The organism is Thiomicrorhabdus sp., from assembly GCF_041583835.1.
Classification (GTDB): domain Bacteria; phylum Pseudomonadota; class Gammaproteobacteria; order Thiomicrospirales; family Thiomicrospiraceae; genus Thiomicrorhabdus.
Genome location: NZ_JBFHFC010000026.1, coordinates 1 through 19,429 on the forward strand (window position 1 = coordinate 1; position 19,429 = coordinate 19,429).

A 19,429-nucleotide genomic window follows, 5' to 3' on the forward strand; every position below is an offset into this window, starting at 1 on the left:
ATGTATATGGGGTATAACCGGGTCACCTTAACCTCAACCAAACCGGACTACTTTGTCGGAACCTCTATGCTGGCATTTTGCACCACTCAAAAAATGCAGTGGCAAATCACGCTAATGATCCACCTGCCTGAAGGGAAACAAATTCAAATTCCATTTCATCTGGAAACGACAAATCGCTCATAACCCATTTTTTATACAACTTAGAGACATAAAAAAACCACCATTAAGGTGGTTTTTTTGCATTGAAATGCCCTTAGTCTTTAATCATGCGCCCGTTGCGAGCTTGTAACGGACGATTATTATTGCCTAGCACTGAATGAAGCGCTGCAATCTGCTCTTTGGAAGCGTAAGCCGCATTCTTCATCACAAACCAACGTACCCCTTCGGTACAAGGAGGGGTTGTCAAAGAACCATCAAAACGATAGTAAGCTTTATCGGCAGGCAAATAATCCATCGCACTCAAACTCACGCCTTTAACTGCATGCGCCGCTTCAGGATGTACCGGCATTGAGTCAACAATTTTCTGAATGAAAGAATCCGCTGCACCTTCACGAATCAACACGGCAACAACCGCCAATTGACCGTCGGCACTCTTGTGAACAAAGTGCGCTTCCATCGGGTAAGAAAAGCCCTGTAAATTATTTTCGCTAGGCGTATGGAAGTGAACCTGCAATAAGTCAAACTTAATGCCTTCAACGGTCATTGAACTGCCCGGAGCAAAATTCGCCTGTACGGTATGACCGTTATTCAAAATATTCAAACCGGAAGATTGATAATTAAATTGAATCGCTGGTAAGTTCGCCTCATTGATCTCGGTCAAATTAATCGGAGATTGCGTCTTGCCGGTTTTACAAGTTGAAAAATCCGAACTCAACTCGCCCCAATGTTCAGGCCCCATATGCCCGGTATAGCCCCAATGAGCATGCTCACTCGCCATAGCCGACGAAGACGCCGCTATTACCAATCCTGCTAAAAGCGTTTTCAATTTCACTTCAGTATCTCCCAGTACTTATGAATAGGTTTCTTAAATTATGATTTGCTTATATCACTAAGCACGCCGATTCTAAGTGAAGTGCCACTCACAAAGATAATAAAAGATACTTGCTCAACAACAGGAAATACTATTGAAATACGTCATAAAACTGCAACATATCGACAACAACATATAGCAGAAAGAGAGGATTTGGAAGGTTTCGTTATTGCTTCTTTTTCAGAGCTTCCGCTACGACGGGATGCACGAACTCAGAGACATTCCCACCTAGCGCGGATATTTCGCGAACCAAAGAGGACGAGATAAACGCATACTGTTCCGCCGGCGTCATGAACATGGTTTCCACATCCGGTGCCAACTTGCGGTTCATCGAGGCCAACTGGAATTCATACTCAAAATCGGATACGGCGCGTAAGCCCCGCAGCAATACATTACCGCCGATCTCTTGCACGAAATCGACTAACAAACCGCTAAATCCGACCACTTCGACATTAGGCAGCTCGGCCGTGACTTTTTTCGCCAGCGCCACACGCTCGTCCAGAGTAAAAAGAGACTGTTTGTTTCGATTATCCGCCACGGCAATCACTAAACGGTCGTAAAAACGGGCCGCCCGTTCAATCAAATCAAAATGGCCGCAGGTAATAGGATCAAAAGTACCGGGATAAACCGCTGTAATGCTCATAAGTCTCTTTTCTGGTTAAGGTTTCAAAGACTCGTCCAATAATTACAAATCACCGAACGATTACTTGCCGCCTATAATAACTGGATTAAATTTGGATTGCGATTGCTTTGCAAAAGGTTATGATAAAACTTCAATGCTAAACGTCTTTGAAACAGTTTAAAACCGTTAATAAACCTTTTAAACGATTTAGGAGAGACACTATGGAAGCACCTGTTCACAGCCTCAATGCGCTATTCGAACAACTCGGATTACCCAGTTCGGATGCCGAAATCGAAGCCTTCATAAACACCCATAAAACCATGGCGAATACCACACACTTAGCCGACGCATCCTTCTGGACGCCGTCGCAAGCGGCATTTCTAACCGAAGCGATCGACGATGATGCCGACTGGGCCGAAGTTGTCGATCAACTAGATGCCTTGCTTCGAAATTAATCTTCCGATTCTTCCCGATACCACAAGCCAAAACGGACTTGAGAAGTGGTTTTCTCTCGATGACAAACCCACCCGTCGGGAAGCTTCGGCCAATCCAACTGTTTTTCCTGCTCGATGTAGAGCCAGCTTCGATCATTGGCGTAGCCATTCTTAAACAGCAAGTCCATCGCCGGTTGCATCAAGCCTTGATGAAACGGCGGGTCTAAAAAAATCACATCAAATACTTGATTCGCAGGTTGCGCCAGCCACTGTAAACTGTCTGCCTGCACCACCTCGGCCTGATCCGCCTTTAAGGTCGACAAATTGGTTTTCAACTGTTTCGCATTCGCCGCTACCAACTCAAGAAAGATCACCTGCTTGGCACCGCGAGACAAGGCTTCAAACCCCAAAGCACCCGAACCGGAGAATACGTCAAGACAACTCGCCCCCGGAGTTTCAAACTGCAACCAGTTGAATAGGGTTTCGCGCACCCGATCCGAAGTCGGGCGCAAACCTTCGGCCGTCAACACCGGCAACTTCCGGCCACGCCAGTCTCCGCCGATAATCCGTACCTCTCCCATCTCGGAACGAGTCGGCCGACCGGCTTTTGACGGTGGGCGGGAGTCGTTTTTATGAGACGCTCTTTTTACGGGTTTTCTTGCCATTTTCCGTTATTCCAAAATCAAAGTCCGTATACAACCGATCTTACAGTAAAGCGATATGATCGTTTTCAATGGCAATTTTTCTGGCTTTATACAGTTGCCCCAATGCCTTTTTATAACGTGCTTTACTGGCACGATACTGCTTAAAAATATCTTCCGGATCACTCTTGTCGGTCAAGGTAGAAATCCCGTCGTTGGCTTGAAGATGCGCCAAAATCTGTTCGGCCAACTCCTCACGACCTTCACGGCCTTGTTTCTGCAACGTCAGGTTGATTTTCAAATCAGGGCGAATGCCTTTGATATAGCCTTTCAGTTTCTGACCGATTCTCAACGGCTGCAAGATATCGGAATTATGAATCAAACCTAAATGCGTACCGTCGATAACGGCGGTATATCCCATATTACTGCGGCTGGCGACCAATAGACTGACTTCCTGACCACTCTTAAAATCGGTATTGGTTTCTTTCAAAAACAGACTCAACTTGCTGGATGCGGCAAGCCGGCCACTGATGTCGACATACACATAAACGCAATAGGAACGCCCCTCTTCCATCGGCACTCGCTGTTCCGCATAAGGAACCAGCAAATCCTTAGGCATGCCCCAATTCAGGAACGCACCGGTACGATTCACCTGATTGACCTTTAAGAAAGCCACCTCACCGACCGATGCCAAAGGTTTGTCGGTAGTCGCAACCAAGCGGTCTTGAGAATCCTGATAGATAAATACCTCGAGTTCGTCACCGACTTTGGCGTTCTTGGGCACATAACGGTTAGGCAACAACACTTCACCCAACTGCCCTGCATCCACATACAATCCGAACTCAACTTCTTTAACCACCTTGAGTCGGTTTACCTGTCCAATATTCGCCTGTTTTGTCATTATTGTGTGCCTTATAGAAGTGATGCCCGGTCTATGCCATTGAAGCCATTCAAATCATTTAAAAAATAAAAAATCCATTCTGACCAGGCCTGCCTATTTTACATTTGCTGCAATAAGACATGCAAACCGCCGAATAAAAGCCATATCATACCGAGTTATACAGACAAAGACTGGAAAACCACCCCGCTTACATTCCATTGCCCTATCCATAAAAACCAGCAAAAAACCCGCAAATCGTTCAAAATAAACAGCTTTACAACGCAAATGACTTTTTCGCACCGTTTGTCGATTTATAATACCCCTTGCCAAGAATTGAAATAACAGGATCCTGTGTGACCAGCCACATTGAAAAACGCCTTAATAAATTTATCAGCGAATCCGGATTTTGTTCGCGTCGCGAAGCGGATAAGTTGATTGAGCAAAACCGCGTCAAAATCAACGGTAAGCTGCCGGAACTGGGCACCAAGGTCAAAGCGGGCGATGTCGTTCAAGTGGACGGCAAAGAGATTAAGCCCAGCGCCGAAAACAAATCCGACCGCACCTACATCGCCTACAACAAACCGATTGGCATCATCTGCTCGACCGAAAGCCGCGTCAAAGGCAATATTATCGACGCCATCGGACACCCGCAGCGGATCTTTCCGATCGGCCGACTCGATAAACCGTCCGAAGGCTTGATTTTTCTGACCAGCGACGGCGACATCGTCAACAAGATCCTGCGTGCCGAAAACGCTCATGACAAGGAATACATCGTCACCGTCGACAAACCGCTCAGCGAACGTTTTGTGGAACGCATGTCGAACGGCATCCCGATTCTCGGCACCGTCACGAAACCCTGCAAGGTCACTATCGTCAGCCGCTTTGTCTTCAAAATCATTCTCACCCAGGGACTGAACCGACAAATCCGCCGGATGTGCGAATACCTGGGTTATGAAGTCACTAAACTCAAGCGTACCCGCATCATGTCGGTGGAACTGGGCAATCTCAAGCCGGGGCAGTGGCGCAACCTGACCGCAAAAGAGATGGATGAAATCAACTGCGCCGTGGCAGGTTCGAGAAAAACAGCCGCCCCAAGCACGCAAAAAGCGACCGCACAAAAAACGGCGACACAAAACAAACACAAACCCTCGGATGCGGCCAATAGAACGAAACGCACACCGAAACCAGGCCTGCGCAAAACGGCCAACAAACAAACCGAAGCGCAACCCAAGCCTAGACGCAGACCCAATAAAACGAAATAAATAAGACGCTGCAGGCGACAACTTGTCCGCCGGCAGAAGCAACAAGGAACCAAAAAATGCTCGACGACATCACTGCCAACGCCACCATCAAATTGACTGAATACAGCCATGGTGCCGGATGCGGATGCAAAATTTCTCCCAAAGTGCTGGACAGCATCCTGAAAACCCAAATGGACATCGCGCCACACCCGCAGTTACTGGTCGGCAACAGCACCAAAGACGATGCCGCTGCTTATGATTTAGGCAACGGTACGTCGGTATTGAGCACCACCGATTTCTTCATGCCGATCGTTGACGACCCCTACACTTTCGGACGCATTGCCGCGACTAATGCGATCAGCGACATCTACGCGATGGGCGGGAAACCGCTCATGGCAATCGCCATTTTCGGCTGGCCGATCGATAAATTACCGCCCGAAGTCGGCCAACAAGTCATTGAAGGCGGCCGCGCCACCTGTGAAGCCGCGGGAATTCCATTGGCGGGTGGCCATTCGATCGACGCCCCCGAACCGATTTTCGGTTTGGCAGTCACCGGCATCGTCGACAACCAACATTTAAAACGCAATGCTTCGGCCGAAGTCGGCTGCGAACTGTTTCTAACCAAACCGATCGGTATCGGCATCCTGACCACCGCGCAGAAACAGAAAAAAATCCAACCGGAACACCTGGAAATGGCGATTGATGCCATGACCACCTTAAATAAAGCCGGCAGCGAATTTGCACAAATTCCGGGCGTCACCGCATTGACGGACGTCACCGGCTTCGGTGTTCTCGGGCACCTGATTGAAATCTGCGAAGGCAGCGACATTGCCGCACAAATCGAATTCGACAAAGTGCCGATTTTGCCAAACGTACTCGAATATCTGGCACAAGGCTGCACGCCCGGCGGTACCGGACGCAACTTCGATAGTTACGGCCATAAAGTAGCGCCGAACATTTCAGAAACCCAGAAAATGATTCTGTGCGATCCACAAACTTCGGGGGGATTATTGGCCGCCGTACGTCCGGATGCGGTCGCTCGCTTTAAAGAAGTCGCGGCGCAATTCGGTCTGGAACTTGAAGCCATCGGCCAAACCGTCGATGCCGCTTCGAAATCGCATTGTGTCGAGGTAGTGTAATGGCCGTTCAATTGACTGAGTTTTCGAATAGCCTGCCGCAAACCGACGACTTTCGTTCGATCGTCTTGAATCAAACTCCACTGATTGACGTGCGGGCACCGGTAGAATTCAATCAGGGAGCGTTTGCATCCGCCACCAACTTGCCGCTAATGAACGACGAAGAACGCCAAAAAGTCGGCCTGTGTTACAAACAACACGGTAATGCGGCTGCGGTGAAATTGGGGCATCAACTGGTCAATGAATCCGTCAGAGAACCGCGCATACAGGCTTGGTCGGAATTCATGGACCAACATCCTGACGCAATGCTGTACTGCTTTCGCGGCGGAATGCGCTCCAAAATTTCACAACAGTGGCTGGCGGATAGCGGACGCGAAATTGTCCGCCTTAAAGGTGGCTATAAAGCCTTTCGTCGCTATCTGATCGACTACCTTGACGCCTTCCCCGCCCTTATGCAACAGCAAAACATTCAACCGCTGGTTCTGGCGGGTCGCACCGGCTCGGGCAAAACGCTGGTGATTCAACGAATTCAACAGGCCGTCGATTTAGAAGGCTTGGCGCATCACAGAGGTTCGGCCTTTGGCCGTCATGCCACACCGCAACCGACACAAATCAATTTTGAAAACCAACTGTCGATGGCTCTGATCCGTTTTATGGAAAACGCCAAACACCAACTGGTCATTGAAGACGAAGCTCGTAATATCGGCTCGGTTTCCATGCCCAAGCCGTTGTTCGACGCTTTAAAATCGGGCGACCGTATCATTGTCGACACACCGCTTGAACAACGTATTCACATCACCCATCAGGAATACGTCATCGAAGCACAACAGGAATATCCTCACCTTCAGGACTGGGTGAATTTTATGCTGTCCGCTTTCGACCGCATTCAAAAACGTTTGGGCGGCGAACGCCACCAACGCGTCCTCAAACAGTTCGAACACGCCCACGAACAGCAATTGAATAGCGGCGATACACATGGACACCAGACTTGGATCGAAACCCTGTTAAGCGAATATTACGATCCGATGTATGATTACCAAATGCAAAAGAATTCACACAAGGTGACTTTTCAAGGCAATATGGACGAAGTCGTGCAATTTATTGATTCCATTTAATGGCACGACGGCGATAACCAGTAAAAAGGCAGCACCCTCCTTACCGTCAAAATTTACCCTCCGTCACCCCTAAATTAAAGCCGCTCCCGACTCAAACAGTAAGCGGTATTACGATTCGTACTTCTGAGTAATAAACATGGTTTTCAGACCGGTTGTCTGCTAACATTCGACCATAAACCTAATAAGAATGTATGTTTTACCATGGATGAGTTAAAGGCATTAACCAATGAAAATCAACGCCTAAAAGATCAGTTGGCGGATTACCGCTATCTGTTCGAAACCAGCGAGCTTGCGATGATCATTCACGATGCCTCGAACGGACTGTACCTTGACTATAATCAAGCCTATTATCGATTAATGGGTTATGAAAAAAAATCCGAACTTAAAAACTTCCACCCTTCTGACGTTTCCCCCGAATTTCAGCCGGACGGTCAGACTTCCCGTGAAAAAGCGGACAAAATGATCGCTTTAGCCATAGAAAAGGGCGAACACAGTTTTGAGTGGATGCATCAGCGCACCGACGGCTACAAATTCCTCTCTCTAGTTACTCTAAGCGTCATCCCTTTCAACAATCAAAAAGCCTTGAGAGCGGTTATCCGGGATATCACCGAGACCCGTAAACTGGAACGCCTGGTTGAAGAAAAAACCCACGAACTCGCGCTTAAAAACGAAGCCCTGGAGCAACTTTCCTACACCGATCCACTGACCGGTTTATATAACCGTAGAAAACTCGATCTCATTCTGGAAAACGTTTGGGATTTCTCCGGCCGGACCGACGCATCGGTCGGTTTATTGTTTTTGGATATCGATAACTTCAAAGCTTATAACGATAACTACGGACACAGCGAAGGCGACAAGGTTCTTCATAAACTGGCGAAACAAATCCAAGAAACCGTTAAACGCAAAACCGACTATGTTGCACGTTACGGCGGTGAAGAGTTCGTTGTTGTTTTAGCGCCGACAGATGTTGACTTCGTTAAGCAGATGGCGGCCGATATCATCAAATCGATTAACGAATTAAAAATTCCCCATCAATATTCGGAAACTTCCGAACACGTCACGATCAGTATCGGTTGTGCCATCAGCCATCCGAATCATACGGAACGAACAACGCAAGAATGGATTGAGGCGGCCGACGCCATGCTATATCAAGCCAAAAGAAACGGGAAAAACCGTTTTGAAATAATCCATCTCAAATAAGTTCGAACATCGGCAATCCCAACCTCCAAATCGACTTGCGCCGGTGGTGCGTTTGCTTTAATTTATAATTTAACCCTAATATAAAATGCAAAGGACAAATCATGCCTTCTTACGAAGCCGGGAAAAGAACCGTTTATATTAAAAACCTGTGTTTCATCATTCCATTGAAAACCTTACGCTCGACGCCTAAAGTTCATTTCTTCAGCGTCGACGGTGTGGTTGAAGGCCTATCCGGTGTGGATCTGGTGATTCATGAACCGGGTGGAAAAAGTCCGTTAATTGCCGGAGACGATACCTGGTACTGGTACATGCATACCGACCAAGAAGATAAATTGGTTGTCCACCAGGGAAAACGCCTGGTAGAGCTCTACTCCAACAAACACGGTAAAGTTGAAAACTTTGAGGTGACGGCCGATGCCATTTACCATAACGGCGATAAAATCTACGACGGTGCCGCGATTCTAGGCTGGGAACCTTACGTTTTTCACCGCGTCCATTCACCGGACGGCAGCATCTCGACCAATTACGCCAAACGCCTTGCCGGGTTTGATATTGATACCAACTTCAATATCTATCAACTCAATATCGAAAACGGCGAGTATAGCGTAGCCCGTTTAGGCGCATTGGATCAACCGTAAAAAGTAAAGTGCAATTCAAACTTCGTGACAAAATTGAATCCGTTCGTTCGAACCGATAAAAATAAAAAAGCCTCTTTAAAAGAGGCTTTTTTATAACTCGCAATGAAACCAATAACGAATTAATACCCGATGCTGGTATGGTGCGACTGAGGAATATCTTCGCTACCCGGTAACAGATACCACATCAGATAATCAACAACCATTGGTACGACAACACTGTGTTGATTATTGGTCTCCTGCAATTTCTGTCGAACGGCCTGCTTAATTTCGGGACGGTTGGACGTATCCATAATAATATCAATCTGATCGCCGAATTGATCGATCGCATCTTCGAATGCGACAAAATTCGGAATACCGCGCCGCTCGGCATCATCCACCAACGGGTTATTCTCATTGGGTTCGCTGATTCCGATGATTTCCACACGCTCCGGATTCATGTTATTAAACTGCTCGTAAAACTTACCGCCAATCCGGCCCAAACCGATCATCAAAATGGTAATTTTCCTCACTTGTATACTCCTTGATTTATTTTTTATTTTTTAGATAGGCCGCTCGCACGGACTTCTAAACACAAAGAGTATACGTGAAAGAAAGTATCATCCCCCTATTTAAGCTAAGGAATTTGCTATGAAAATTTTTATACGCTACTGAATAACTTTTATTCGCCCCCAATCCCTGAACGTCGCGAGTCATTCTCTCAAGGCGACGGAATCGTGTATTGACGATGAATCTCTTCAATCCGCTGCAAAATATCATCGTCCAGATTGATTTCGATCGATGCAATATTCTCTTTTAACTGCGCCATCGATGTGGCACCGATAATATTGGCACTGACAAAAGGTCTACTGTTCACAAATGCCAATGCCAATTGTGTCGGCGACAAACCTTTACTTCTCGCCAAAGAGGCATACAGTTCGGTGGCTTTAACGGCATTGTCGTTTGAATAACGGTCATAATGCGGAAACAAATCCAAACGCGAACCCTTTGGCAATTGTCCCTGTAAATATTTACCTGACAACACACCAAAACCTAAAGGCGAATATGCCAACAGCCCGACGCCTTCACGATAGGCGATTTCAGCCATCCCCACTTCGTAACTACGGTTCAACAAACTGTACGGGTTTTGTACGGTAACAATCTTCTCCAAGCCCTTCGACTCGGCAATATGCAACATCTTCATGGTTGCCCAAGGCGTTTCGTTGGACAACCCGATATGCCGGATTTTTCCGGCCTTAACTAACTCGGTCAATACCTCCAGCGTTTCCTCAAACGGCGTCAAACCGTTTTCTTGGTGCGCCGGTTCACTAAATCCTAATTGTCCAAAGTAGTTGGTTTGGCGCTCCGGCCAATGCAATTGATAAAGATCGAGGTAATCCGTCTGCAAACGCTTCAAGGAAGCGTCCAAAGCCTGATGAATCTGCTCACGGTTAAAGCGTCCGTTGCCACCGCGGATATGTCGTACAAATTCGCCGGGACCGGCAATCTTAGAGGCTAAAACCACCTCCGAACGTCGACCGTGCTTAGCGAACCAGTTCCCGATGATCTCTTCGGTTCGGCCATAGGTTTCAGCCCTTGGAGGAACGCTATACAATTCTGCCGTATCCCAGAAATTCACGCCATTTTCCAAGGCGTAATCCATCTGCTCGAACGCTTCATCCTGGGTATTCTGCTCTCCCCACGTCATTGTACCCAGACAGATTCGGCTGACTTGAATGTCGGAATGTCCCAAATTGTTATAAATCATCGCCTCTTTCTCCACGTTTGATCTATCGTTAAATTAAAGATACAGCCCTTACCACTTATTCCACGCACGTTCGATGACTGAGCGCAAAACAAAAGTGCCATTCAACCGGGCGAACAACGGCAAGAAAACCGCTGTAATATTAAAAATTAAAGGATATTAATGAATTACCGTTGCCAGTAAATTTTTTTCCAGCACAATACGTAAAAAACCATAATGCATAAGAGTTATTATACCCCTTGTTAAGACACGCTTAATTCTGAGTTTGTTTTGTAAATGCAAAATACCCCGCATTAACAAAAATTTAATCTGAATTTTTGCGCCCATTTGGTAGGCTTACCAGCCTTAAAGCACGGACCAGCTTATTCACAATAACATAACAAGAAAACAGGGATTGTTTTCATAAAATTTTTACGACATCTTAGAGGTACAACATGTCTATTAAAGCAAGAATCATATTAATGATTGGAGTATTGATTGGATTCATTTTAGTTTCCATTTCATCCGGTCTATATATTATGCATAACAATAACCGCGATTTTAAGGCACTGTATGTTGACCGAATTGTACCGCTAAAAGAATTAAAAGAAATTGCCGATATGTACGCGGTAAACATCGTCGACACCAACCACAAACTACGTAACGGACAACTTAATTTTGATCAGGCCGCTCAAAATATCCATGACGCTCAGACCGATGTAAAAAAAATCTGGGCTAAATACATGGCGACCACTCTAACGCCCGAAGAAGCCAAACTGGCAGAACAAGCCAGTGCATACATGAAAAGCGCCGACGAATCTTTGACGGCATTGATTGACGCCGTCAATAACCAAGACATGAAAACGGTTCGTCAATATAGCATTGACGAACTTTATACAAAAATTGATCCGGTTTCCGAAAGCATCACCAAATTGATTAACTTGCAATTGCGTGTCGCCGACGAATTGAATACCAAAAACAACAATACCTATAGCCTCATGATCATGCTAGGCGTCATCTTCACCATTCTGGTATTAAGCGCTTCGATCATCCTGTCTATATTAACGTTACGTGCCATTCTAAGACCTTTGGATAACTTAGTCAGCACAACGAACCATGTCGTTCAAAACGGCGATTTCGAAAGACGCGTATCCATTACCCGCATGGATGAGATCGGTCAAGTTGCATCCTCCTTCAACCACCTTCTCGAACAGACCGGCCAGGCACTAAATGAAGCGAATAAAACCGTCGGCGCGATCGGTAACGGTATATTCACCGAGCGTATGGAAGGGGATTATGTCGGCGAGTTGCTTAAACTTAAAGAAGGGGTCAACGCCTCGGCAAACAGCGTTTCTTTCATGATGGGCGAATTGGGCAACATCATGCAAGCGCTTGAAGACGGAAGTCTGGATGCCAAAATGGATACTCAAGTCGCTGAAAGTTTTAGAGCTTTGGTTGAACAAGCATTCGGTCGTACCGACCAAGTCATCCAGGAAATCAACCAAGTCATGCAAGCCGTTGCGCAAGGCGACTACTCACAGCGCGTTGAAGTCTCAGCAAAAGGCAGCTTCGACACGCTCAAGCAAAGTATCAACAGCTCCGTGAACGCTTTGAGCGAAGCTATGGAAGAGATCAAAGTGGTTCTATCCGCACTTAGCGGCGGCGATTTGACAACAACGATGACAGGCAATTACAACGGCGAATTGGCAACCATTCAAACCAGCCTTAACGAGTCGTTGAATAATCTGGAACGCATTGTGACGCAAGCTTCAGGAGCGGCCAGCATCGTTCTATCCGCCTCGGAAGAAGTCTCCAAAGGGGCGTTGGATCTAAGCCAGCGCGTTCAGGAACAAGCGGCGGCGGTTGAAGAAACCTCTGCGACCATGGAAGAGATGAACTCGACCGTACAAAACAATACTCAAAACTCGAACGAAGCGGCGATGCTGTCTAAACAGATGCAGGAAAAGACCGAAATGGGCACGGAAGTCATGGAAAAAACCATTGAAGCCATGCAGTCCATCGAAAGTTCGAGCCAAAGAATCAATGACATCGTCACTTTGATCGACAGCATCGCATTCCAAACCAACTTATTGGCGCTGAACGCGGCCGTTGAAGCGGCCAGAGCGGGTGAGCACGGACGCGGTTTTGCCGTGGTTGCCGGCGAAGTTCGAGGGTTGGCGCAAAAGTCTGCAGATGCGGCAAAAGACATTAAACAGCTGATTACCGAGAGTAACGACCGCGTTAAACAAGGTTCTGATTTGGCCATGCAATCCGGTAGCATGCTGAACGAAATCAAAGAAGCGATCGTTCAAGTGAACGACATGATCGATCAGATTGCCCAGTCGTCTACGGAGCAAGCCAACGGCGTTAATCAGGTTCATATGGCCATTAACGATATCGACGGTGCCACCCAACAGAACGCGGCTCTGGTTGAGCAAACGTCCGCTGCCAGTGAAAGTATGGCCGACCAAGCGAAGGAACTTTCTCGAGAAATGTCTTTCTTCAAAGTTTCAGGCACCCAGCGCCTGGCGGAACCGACAGCGCCAAAGCCGACGCCGGCTCTAACTCATCATGAGAAAGCACCGGCTATCGCCAGCCCGGCACCTAAAATCGAAACCGCCCGGCCGGCTAAAACGCCTGCACCGAAACCGTCGGCTCCAAAACCGGTTCAGCCGACAGTAGACGTCGCAGACAATAGTTCGGATTGGAGCGAATTCTAAACATTCCGTAATAAACGTACGCCCTGCAAGAGGCTAAAAACCTTGCAGGGGTTCGTTTTTCCTATCGAACCCATCTTGCTTTAAGTAACCGCATAGGCGGACCCATTATCCGTCACTTCCAACACCCGACACCTAACGTAATTGACAGGGAAAAACCGCCATTCTTATTGGCATCCGTCGGGCAACAACCCTAAAATTTCTTAATAAAAACTGCTAGAATAGCGCTCACGCGGCTATAGTTAAAGGGATATAACAGCCCCCTCCTAAGGGGCCGTTCCAGGTTCGAGTCCTGGTGGCTGCGCCAACTCCAACCTACACATTCCGGCATTCCGGCGAATCACCCAATTAAATAGACGATTTAGCCGCCAACAATTGCGTCAACGCCTGCTCTAAGGTCGCTTTGGAAACCGCAACATTCATGCGCATAAAACCGTTGCCCGCCTCTCCGAAAGAGAGACCGTCATTCAATCCTAGTTTTGCCTGTTCAACCAACCAACTCTTGAGTTCGGACTGATCGTCAAACAGGGCGCTAAAATCGATCCAAATCAAAAAAGAGGCCTGCGGTCGCATGACTTTCACCATGGGATAATGCCGTTCAAAAAACTGCTCCGCACGCTCTATATTGCCTAATAAATGCGTCAGTAGTTCCCGCTTATAGTCCATGCCCTGTCGGGAATACGCGGACTGCATGGCAATCATCGCAAACAGATTTAAATCATGGATCGACTGACTGCGACTCACACGCAAATAATCCGCTTTGAGTTTAGGGTTGGCAATCAAGGCATAACCGATCTGTAGGCCGCCCAGGTTAAAGGTCTTACCGGGAGAGCTAAGCGTAACGGTTATATTGGCAACCTCCGTAGATAACGACGCCATCGGGATGTGTCGGTAGCCGGGATAGATTAGATCGGAATGGATTTCATCGGAAACGATCGTCACGCCGTGCTTTAAACAAATGTCCGCCAGCCTTTCAAGTTCCTCTCTCAACCACACCCGTCCGGATGGGTTCTGAGGATTGCAGAATAAAAACAATTTAACATCGTTCTCAGCAACGGCCCGCTCAAAGCCTTCAAAATCGATTCGGTAAGTTTGGCCGTCAAGCACCAACGGGGCTTCGACCAAAACCCGATTATTCAGTTCGGGCGCATGTAAAAACGGCGGATAAACCGGCGGTTGCACCAATACCGCCTCACCCGGCAAGGTCAACGCCGACACCGCCATAAAGAAGCCGTTGGCGACGTTATGGGTAAAGACGACCTGCGACTTATCGACGCGATAATCATGCTGCGCCTGCCAATCGATAATCGCCTGATAGAGTGAATCGGGCATCATCGTATAACCGAGTAACGGATGCTCGAGACGCTGTTTCAACGCCTCGATAATAAAATCGGGGGTCGGCAGATCCATGTCGGCCACCCACATCGGCAGCACCGCATCGGTACCAAACAGCACCTTTCTAAGTTCATACTTTTCGGCATAAGTCCCTTCACGTGAGACAACTTTCTCAAAATCGGCCATGATTCCCGCCCTTAGTTAAAGCCCGCTTGACGACTTCTTCTTCCAGAGCGTCACCTCGGACAAAGTGTGCTGGAATTTACGGCGGGTTTCCCGAATGACAAACGGCAAATCAAACGGCTCCCTAATCAGTTCGAATTCCTTGTCCAGTACGGCATGCAAACCTTCCAAAGTCGTCACGTTTTCGCCACTTAATGCATCCTTATAACCACCGAGCCACAGTTCCTTTGCCGTGAACTCTTCCGACCAAGTGTAAGGAGAAGCCAGCAATAACAAACCGCCATGATTCATACGTTCGTGAATCTGCGCTAGGAACTTGCCCGGATCATAAAGCCGGTCGATCAAATTCACCGCCACCACCATGTCGTAACCACTGAAACGGGATTTCAGGTTCGCGGCATCCTGCTGCAAAAACTCACACTTATGGGCAACATCGTCCAATCCTAATTCCGACAATGTTTGCTCTTTGAACTCCATAATCTCGCCTTCCAACGGAATGGTATACAGAACCGAACCGGTTTCTTTAAGCTGATTGGCGATCTGAATAAAACGCGCCGAGAAATCCAAACCGGTGACTTCGTCAAAATGACGCGCCAACTCGAAACTCGCACGTCCGACAGAACAGCCCACCTCCAGGACTTTAAGGCCACTCTTACCTTTAAAGTCGGCATCTTCGCATATCGAATCTATCGCCAGCTGAGCATAGGATTGTGCAAAATTGGCGACGCCGAAATGCGGTTCGCCATAGTGAAATTCACAATATTGCGACACCGACAAGTCGGTTTCGTAAGTCGAAAAATGTGTCTGCACGGACGCTTCCGATTCAATGTAACGAAATCCGGCATGCTGAAAGAAATGGCGGCGGAATGCATAACGCGAATAACCGTTAATTTCGTTACCGGTTGAAATCCAGCTTCCCCCTTTGAACAGGTTATGTTTGTTATCAAACGTCGGCGTCGTGAAATCGTCATATAAAGGATGCACTTTAAATCCTTCAAACGGGTAAATCGGCGTTTGCGTCCACTGCCAGACATTGCCGATTACATCGTAAAAATCACCGGTCTGATTGCCGTCAATCGGCGTTGAAGAAGCGTATTGCTGCAAATTGACGTTAGCCTGATCCAGGTGTTCTAACGCGTCGGAATGTTCGCGAAGACGCAAATATTCGTCTTCACTCGGCAAACGAAGCGGACGACCGGTCTGATGACCTTTCCAGTTACAAAAGGCGTGCGCTTCGAGATAATTGACCTCCACAGGCCAGTTCCACGGCATCGGAATCTCTTCGGTCATGCAACGCAGCCACCATTCGCCTTGTTTATTTACCCAAAATGTCGGATGTTTATCCGGCGTGAATTGACGCCAGCGATTCCCCTCTTCATCCCAATACTCCGGATTCTCGTAACCACCGGCCTCTACAAACTCCAAATATTCCTGATTAGAAACCAAATAAACGCCAGCCTTAAATGCAGACACTTCAGCATAGTGCGAACCATACTCATTATCCCAGCCATAGGTTTCGGCCGGATCTTGATGATGAATCAAAACCTCGCCCGCCGGAACTTCGGCCAACGAATTTTCAGGCGCTGCAGCTCTATCAGGACAAACCGGGAACAACGGATTAGGGTGTACGGACGCAATCGGAAGCTGGCGAATCAATACGGAAGACGTTTCCAAGTGAATACGTTCGTGCTCGATTCCCATCATAATCGGCCACATCGGACTGTCCCAATCAATCGGCAGACTAAACTCGACCGAATCAATTAGATCATTCACCGCTTTACGCACTTTGTCGCGATACAGACGGACCGATGCGACGCTCGGCCAGTCATAATGTTCCTCGTTTAAATCGTCCCACGACATTTCGTCGACGCCGATGGCACACATCGATTCGATCTTGGGGTTAATGCGTTGCGGGAGTAGTTTGGCAAGGACGAGTTTATTGGTAAAAAAAGTCGCCGTATGACCAAAGTAGAAAATCAAAGGATGACGTAATTCACACGGACGCTGATAATACGCCTCGTCGGATTTCAACGTCGTAAACAACGCTTCGTAAGTATCGTAAGTCAGATTGAAATAGGCTTTGATCTCGGCACGTTTGGTTTCGACATCGCCCTGGTTAAGTAAAACCGGCTGGCTGATAAGGTCCGTTCGACTTAACATGAAAACTCCCTAATTTTTTGTCGATGATGGCACTGGCTGATCAGTGGAAATTGAAGTTAACATTACCATAACGCCGCTGTAAATGGGCACCAAATAAGACTGAAAGCGGCGATTTTAAAAGATGCAAACAAACAGGCCCGGTGAAAATCGAAATGTTTCTCACCGGGCCTGATAATTAAGGAAATCGATTCAAGATTGATAAATTAAGAGGTCTTGTTTTCCGCTTCCTGCTTAGCCAAACGCTCTTGATTCTTTCTGGCGATTTCGTCCCAATCGATGTTATTACAAGTTTCGCACTCTTCCTTCAAAATTCCCATCCAGACTAGTAGGGCATGAATTTTACAGCCGACACAGTAACCTAAAATCGCTTCCAACCACATGAAGCCTAAACAAATCCACACTAAAACCAAAGGAATATAAGGCGACATATAGTTTGACGTCGTCGGCAGAACTTGCGATCCTGCTACCGTATTCACCCAATTTGCGAATACTTCGGGATTAAAGAACACCAGACACACAGCAATAAAGGACGAACCCAGTACCCAAGCGAATCGTTTTGGAACCAACGGCTTCCAAACCGGCTTCTGCTTTCTAGCCAAAAAGCTGGCAAGCAAAATAATCGGCGACACTCTCGAAGTCGTCACAAAAAGCCCCGACAGCATTTCAAACAGAGCGTACAAAAGCACCCACGTTTGCAACGAATAATCGAAGGTACGTTTCACCGCATCGACATGATAGATCACATGATAATCCCAATCCAAATCACCACTGTCTACCGCGGTATTACCGTCGACGATCCAATTGGACACAAAGATGGCGTCGTACAAAGTAAAACTCATGAAAATCGGAATGGCCAATAAGATTCCGGCCCGGATACGAACGGCGACATCATTGATAAAAATGGTTTCTTCTTTTGGATCTCGAAACCAAAGATTTTTGAGTACATCTAACATAAGGCAACCTTGCTTTTAGCGTTTCACATCAAAAACTTATTGATAGTGGGACAAAGTGTAGCAAAGGTTACACCATATAAGAAGGTGCTAATTTAATCATATTTTTTAATAGGCATATCACATTAAATTAAATCATTAATAAGCCTTATATCCACTGATTTTTTTATGGTAATTGACCATGATTCAATCCGGCCTTTTCAACCATACCCATTAAACCATTCAACGAACAAACAGAGCATATACAACATTGACCGAATTTGCTTAACCCCACAAATTTTATTTATAAATTGGACATCGGCAAGCCAACTAACATGAGACTGACGAACACCAATCCACGACTCCCCCAATGTTCCAAAATGGGATATGATGATGTTAAATTTATCCAAAACCGATATGGCCGCAGGAAAAACCACTCCTTGCCAATCGTATATTGTCTGTTTTAAATGCAAAAGGAGCGACCTTGATGCTAACTCAAGTACTGCTGTTTCAGGTGCTGCTGCCTTTAATCCTTCTTGTTTGGCTGGCTCTTTTTCATACACATACACGCTTTAAATGGCTTTTCAAAACGACGGTTGTTATCGGCTATCTCGTCGCCATCGGAGTCGGCATGCTCTGGGTTCTCGTTCCATGGTATCTGACTTACATTTTTTTGGGGCTTGCCATCCTGTTTTCACTTCGTTCCTTCGCCCAGACGGCCGACAAACCCTGGATTATTTCATGGAACCTTCCTACGGTTATAACCACGTTTGGAATGAGCGCCGTCATGCTCATCTTCATCGCGATCAATGCCTATCTGCTGTCAGGCTGGATTCCCAAAACCCATAACTTGGTCAATTTATCTTTTCCTCTCGCCCATGGAAATTATTATGCGGTCAATGCGGGAAGTAATTCCGTACTAAACCCACATCTAAAGTCTTTAAAACCCAACCCGAATTTTGCCCCCAGGAAGGGACAAAGCTATGCCGTCGAGATCGTAAAAATATTCCCTTGGGGACTTCGCGCAGAAGGAACGCAACCGACTGATCCGCAACACTATGCAATCTATGGCGAACAGGTTTTCGCCCCCTGCGACGGCAGTGTGGTCGATACAGAAAACAATCTACCGGAAATGCAGGTTCCGGCCAGAGTTCGAGATCTTACCAAGCCATACGGCAACTTTGCGCTGCTGAAATGCAACGATATAGAGGTGCTGCTTGCCCACTTGAAACAAGGCAGCATCGTCGTCAAACGGGGAGACGAGGTTAAAACGGGAGACTTGCTTGCGGAAGTCGGTAACTCAGGCGACTCCAAAGAACCAAGCCTACTGATCAGCGCACAAAAACGGGAGACGAACCAATCTTTATTTAGCGGCGAACCGCTGGAAATCTTATTCGACGGCGATTACCTGGTTCGCAACGAACGTATCTCACCCTGAACCTTCTCTC

General features: G+C 47.1%; 18 protein-coding genes, 1 tRNA gene and 1 pseudogene. 10 read left to right on the forward strand and 10 right to left on the reverse strand.

What is annotated here, in order from left to right; genetic code table 11:
- Window positions 1-183, forward strand: a pseudogene (locus ABY044_RS10710) (hypothetical protein); the annotation flags it as partial.
- Between the two features lie 70 nt (window positions 184-253).
- Here the strand turns inward: ABY044_RS10710 and ABY044_RS10715 are convergent.
- Both ABY044_RS10715 and coaD read right to left on the reverse strand, forming a co-directional pair.
- Complete coding sequence (locus ABY044_RS10715; RefSeq protein ID WP_373020580.1) at window positions 254-991, reverse strand: carbonic anhydrase; 738 nt, start codon at window positions 989-991, stop codon at window positions 254-256.
- Between the two features lie 205 nt (window positions 992-1,196).
- Window positions 1,197-1,673, reverse strand: coding sequence for a pantetheine-phosphate adenylyltransferase (gene coaD, locus ABY044_RS10720; RefSeq protein WP_373020581.1), 477 nt, complete (start codon window positions 1,671-1,673; stop codon window positions 1,197-1,199).
- Window positions 1,674-1,873: 200 nt separating this feature from the next.
- On the opposite strand from coaD, the gene ABY044_RS10725 reads away from it, so the two are divergent.
- Entirely contained in the window at window positions 1,874-2,107 is a 234-nt protein-coding gene (locus ABY044_RS10725; protein ID WP_373020582.1) for a DUF2789 domain-containing protein, read from the forward strand.
- On the opposite strand, the gene rsmD is transcribed toward ABY044_RS10725, so the two are convergent.
- Both rsmD and ABY044_RS10735 read right to left on the reverse strand, forming a co-directional pair.
- Window positions 2,104-2,751: a 16S rRNA (guanine(966)-N(2))-methyltransferase RsmD gene (gene rsmD, locus ABY044_RS10730; RefSeq protein ID WP_373020584.1), complete on the reverse strand. Its 648-nt coding sequence runs from the start codon at window positions 2,749-2,751 to the stop codon at window positions 2,104-2,106. The two genes, ABY044_RS10725 and rsmD, sit on opposite strands and share 4 nt — an antisense overlap.
- Window positions 2,752-2,791: 40 nt before the next feature.
- Window positions 2,792-3,628 (reverse strand): S1 RNA-binding domain-containing protein, encoded by an 837-nt coding sequence (locus ABY044_RS10735; RefSeq protein WP_373020586.1) that lies wholly within the window; start codon window positions 3,626-3,628, stop codon window positions 2,792-2,794.
- A 332-nt stretch (window positions 3,629-3,960) separates the two neighbouring features.
- On the opposite strand from ABY044_RS10735, the gene rluF reads away from it, so the two are divergent.
- The 5 genes from rluF (at window position 3,961) to ABY044_RS10760 (ending at window position 8,937) form a co-directional block, all read left to right on the forward strand.
- On the forward strand, window positions 3,961-4,869 hold the full coding sequence (gene rluF, locus ABY044_RS10740; protein WP_373020588.1) for a 23S rRNA pseudouridine(2604) synthase RluF: 909 nt from the start codon (window positions 3,961-3,963) through the stop codon (window positions 4,867-4,869).
- Window positions 4,870-4,925: 56 nt separating this feature from the next.
- The gene (gene selD, locus ABY044_RS10745) at window positions 4,926-5,987 is read left to right on the forward strand and encodes a selenide, water dikinase SelD (RefSeq protein WP_373020590.1); all 1,062 of its coding nucleotides are present in this window, start codon (window positions 4,926-4,928) and stop codon (window positions 5,985-5,987) included.
- The gene (gene mnmH, locus ABY044_RS10750; RefSeq protein WP_373020592.1) at window positions 5,987-7,099 is read left to right on the forward strand and encodes a tRNA 2-selenouridine(34) synthase MnmH; all 1,113 of its coding nucleotides are present in this window, start codon (window positions 5,987-5,989) and stop codon (window positions 7,097-7,099) included. The genes selD and mnmH overlap by 1 nt, the downstream gene beginning before the upstream one ends.
- 201 nt (window positions 7,100-7,300) lie before the next feature.
- Window positions 7,301-8,299, forward strand: a complete 999-nt coding sequence (locus ABY044_RS10755; protein WP_373020594.1) for a diguanylate cyclase — start codon at window positions 7,301-7,303, stop codon at window positions 8,297-8,299.
- 101 nt (window positions 8,300-8,400) lie between these two features.
- A complete protein-coding gene (locus tag ABY044_RS10760) occupies window positions 8,401-8,937 on the forward strand; it encodes a hypothetical protein (RefSeq protein WP_373020595.1) in 537 nt (178 codons plus the stop codon).
- 119 nt (window positions 8,938-9,056) lie between these two features.
- Here ABY044_RS10760 and ABY044_RS10765 read toward each other — a convergent pair whose 3' ends face one another.
- A complete protein-coding gene (locus ABY044_RS10765) occupies window positions 9,057-9,446 on the reverse strand; it encodes a homoserine dehydrogenase (RefSeq protein ID WP_373020596.1) in 390 nt (129 codons plus the stop codon).
- Between the two features lie 188 nt (window positions 9,447-9,634).
- Window positions 9,635-10,681, reverse strand: a complete 1,047-nt coding sequence (locus ABY044_RS10770; protein WP_373020598.1) for an NADP(H)-dependent aldo-keto reductase — start codon at window positions 10,679-10,681, stop codon at window positions 9,635-9,637.
- A 431-nt stretch (window positions 10,682-11,112) separates the two neighbouring features.
- Here ABY044_RS10770 and ABY044_RS10775 point away from each other — a divergent pair, with 431 nt between their 5' ends.
- Both ABY044_RS10775 and ABY044_RS10780 read left to right on the forward strand, forming a co-directional pair.
- Window positions 11,113-13,377 (forward strand): methyl-accepting chemotaxis protein, encoded by a 2,265-nt coding sequence (locus tag ABY044_RS10775; protein ID WP_373020600.1) that lies wholly within the window; start codon window positions 11,113-11,115, stop codon window positions 13,375-13,377.
- A gap of 229 nt (window positions 13,378-13,606) precedes the next feature.
- A tRNA-Arg gene (locus ABY044_RS10780) sits at window positions 13,607-13,681 on the forward strand.
- Between the two features lie 41 nt (window positions 13,682-13,722).
- Here the strand turns inward: ABY044_RS10780 and ABY044_RS10785 are convergent.
- The 4 genes from ABY044_RS10785 to ABY044_RS10800 form a co-directional block, all read right to left on the reverse strand.
- Window positions 13,723-14,895 carry a PatB family C-S lyase gene (locus tag ABY044_RS10785; protein WP_373020602.1) on the reverse strand — a complete coding sequence of 391 codons (1,173 nt, stop codon included), beginning with the start codon at window positions 14,893-14,895 and terminating at the stop codon, window positions 13,723-13,725.
- A 15-nt stretch (window positions 14,896-14,910) separates the two neighbouring features.
- A complete protein-coding gene (gene ovoA, locus ABY044_RS10790) occupies window positions 14,911-17,052 on the reverse strand; it encodes a 5-histidylcysteine sulfoxide synthase (protein ID WP_373020604.1) in 2,142 nt (713 codons plus the stop codon).
- A 203-nt stretch (window positions 17,053-17,255) separates the two neighbouring features.
- Window positions 17,256-18,005, reverse strand: coding sequence for a DUF4395 domain-containing protein (locus ABY044_RS10795; RefSeq protein ID WP_373020606.1), 750 nt, complete (start codon window positions 18,003-18,005; stop codon window positions 17,256-17,258).
- Between the two features lie 197 nt (window positions 18,006-18,202).
- Window positions 18,203-18,544, reverse strand: a complete 342-nt coding sequence (locus tag ABY044_RS10800) for a hypothetical protein (protein ID WP_373020607.1) — start codon at window positions 18,542-18,544, stop codon at window positions 18,203-18,205.
- A 68-nt stretch (window positions 18,545-18,612) separates the two neighbouring features.
- On the opposite strand from ABY044_RS10800, the gene ABY044_RS10805 reads away from it, so the two are divergent.
- Window positions 18,613-19,419 carry a M23 family metallopeptidase gene (locus ABY044_RS10805; protein ID WP_373020608.1) on the forward strand — a complete coding sequence of 269 codons (807 nt, stop codon included), beginning with the start codon at window positions 18,613-18,615 and terminating at the stop codon, window positions 19,417-19,419.
- The last annotated feature ends 10 nt before the right edge of the window (window positions 19,420-19,429 follow it).

Coding starts and splice junctions, on each gene's coding strand:
- coaD (WP_373020581.1), bottom strand. CDS start 1,673: ATGAGCATTACAGCGGTTTATCCCGGTACTTTTGATCCTATTACCTGC.
- ABY044_RS10725 (WP_373020582.1), top strand. CDS start 1,874: ATGGAAGCACCTGTTCACAGCCTCAATGCGCTATTCGAACAACTCGGA.
- rsmD (WP_373020584.1), bottom strand. CDS start 2,751: ATGGCAAGAAAACCCGTAAAAAGAGCGTCTCATAAAAACGACTCCCGC.
- ABY044_RS10735 (WP_373020586.1), bottom strand. CDS start 3,628: ATGACAAAACAGGCGAATATTGGACAGGTAAACCGACTCAAGGTGGTT.
- selD (WP_373020590.1), top strand. CDS start 4,926: ATGCTCGACGACATCACTGCCAACGCCACCATCAAATTGACTGAATAC.
- mnmH (WP_373020592.1), top strand. CDS start 5,987: ATGGCCGTTCAATTGACTGAGTTTTCGAATAGCCTGCCGCAAACCGAC.
- ABY044_RS10755 (WP_373020594.1), top strand. CDS start 7,301: ATGGATGAGTTAAAGGCATTAACCAATGAAAATCAACGCCTAAAAGAT.
- ABY044_RS10760 (WP_373020595.1), top strand. CDS start 8,401: ATGCCTTCTTACGAAGCCGGGAAAAGAACCGTTTATATTAAAAACCTG.
- ABY044_RS10770 (WP_373020598.1), bottom strand. CDS start 10,681: ATGATTTATAACAATTTGGGACATTCCGACATTCAAGTCAGCCGAATC.
- ABY044_RS10775 (WP_373020600.1), top strand. CDS start 11,113: ATGTCTATTAAAGCAAGAATCATATTAATGATTGGAGTATTGATTGGA.
- ABY044_RS10785 (WP_373020602.1), bottom strand. CDS start 14,895: ATGGCCGATTTTGAGAAAGTTGTCTCACGTGAAGGGACTTATGCCGAA.
- ovoA (WP_373020604.1), bottom strand. CDS start 17,052: ATGTTAAGTCGAACGGACCTTATCAGCCAGCCGGTTTTACTTAACCAG.
- ABY044_RS10795 (WP_373020606.1), bottom strand. CDS start 18,005: ATGTTAGATGTACTCAAAAATCTTTGGTTTCGAGATCCAAAAGAAGAA.
- ABY044_RS10805 (WP_373020608.1), top strand. CDS start 18,613: ATGCTCTGGGTTCTCGTTCCATGGTATCTGACTTACATTTTTTTGGGG.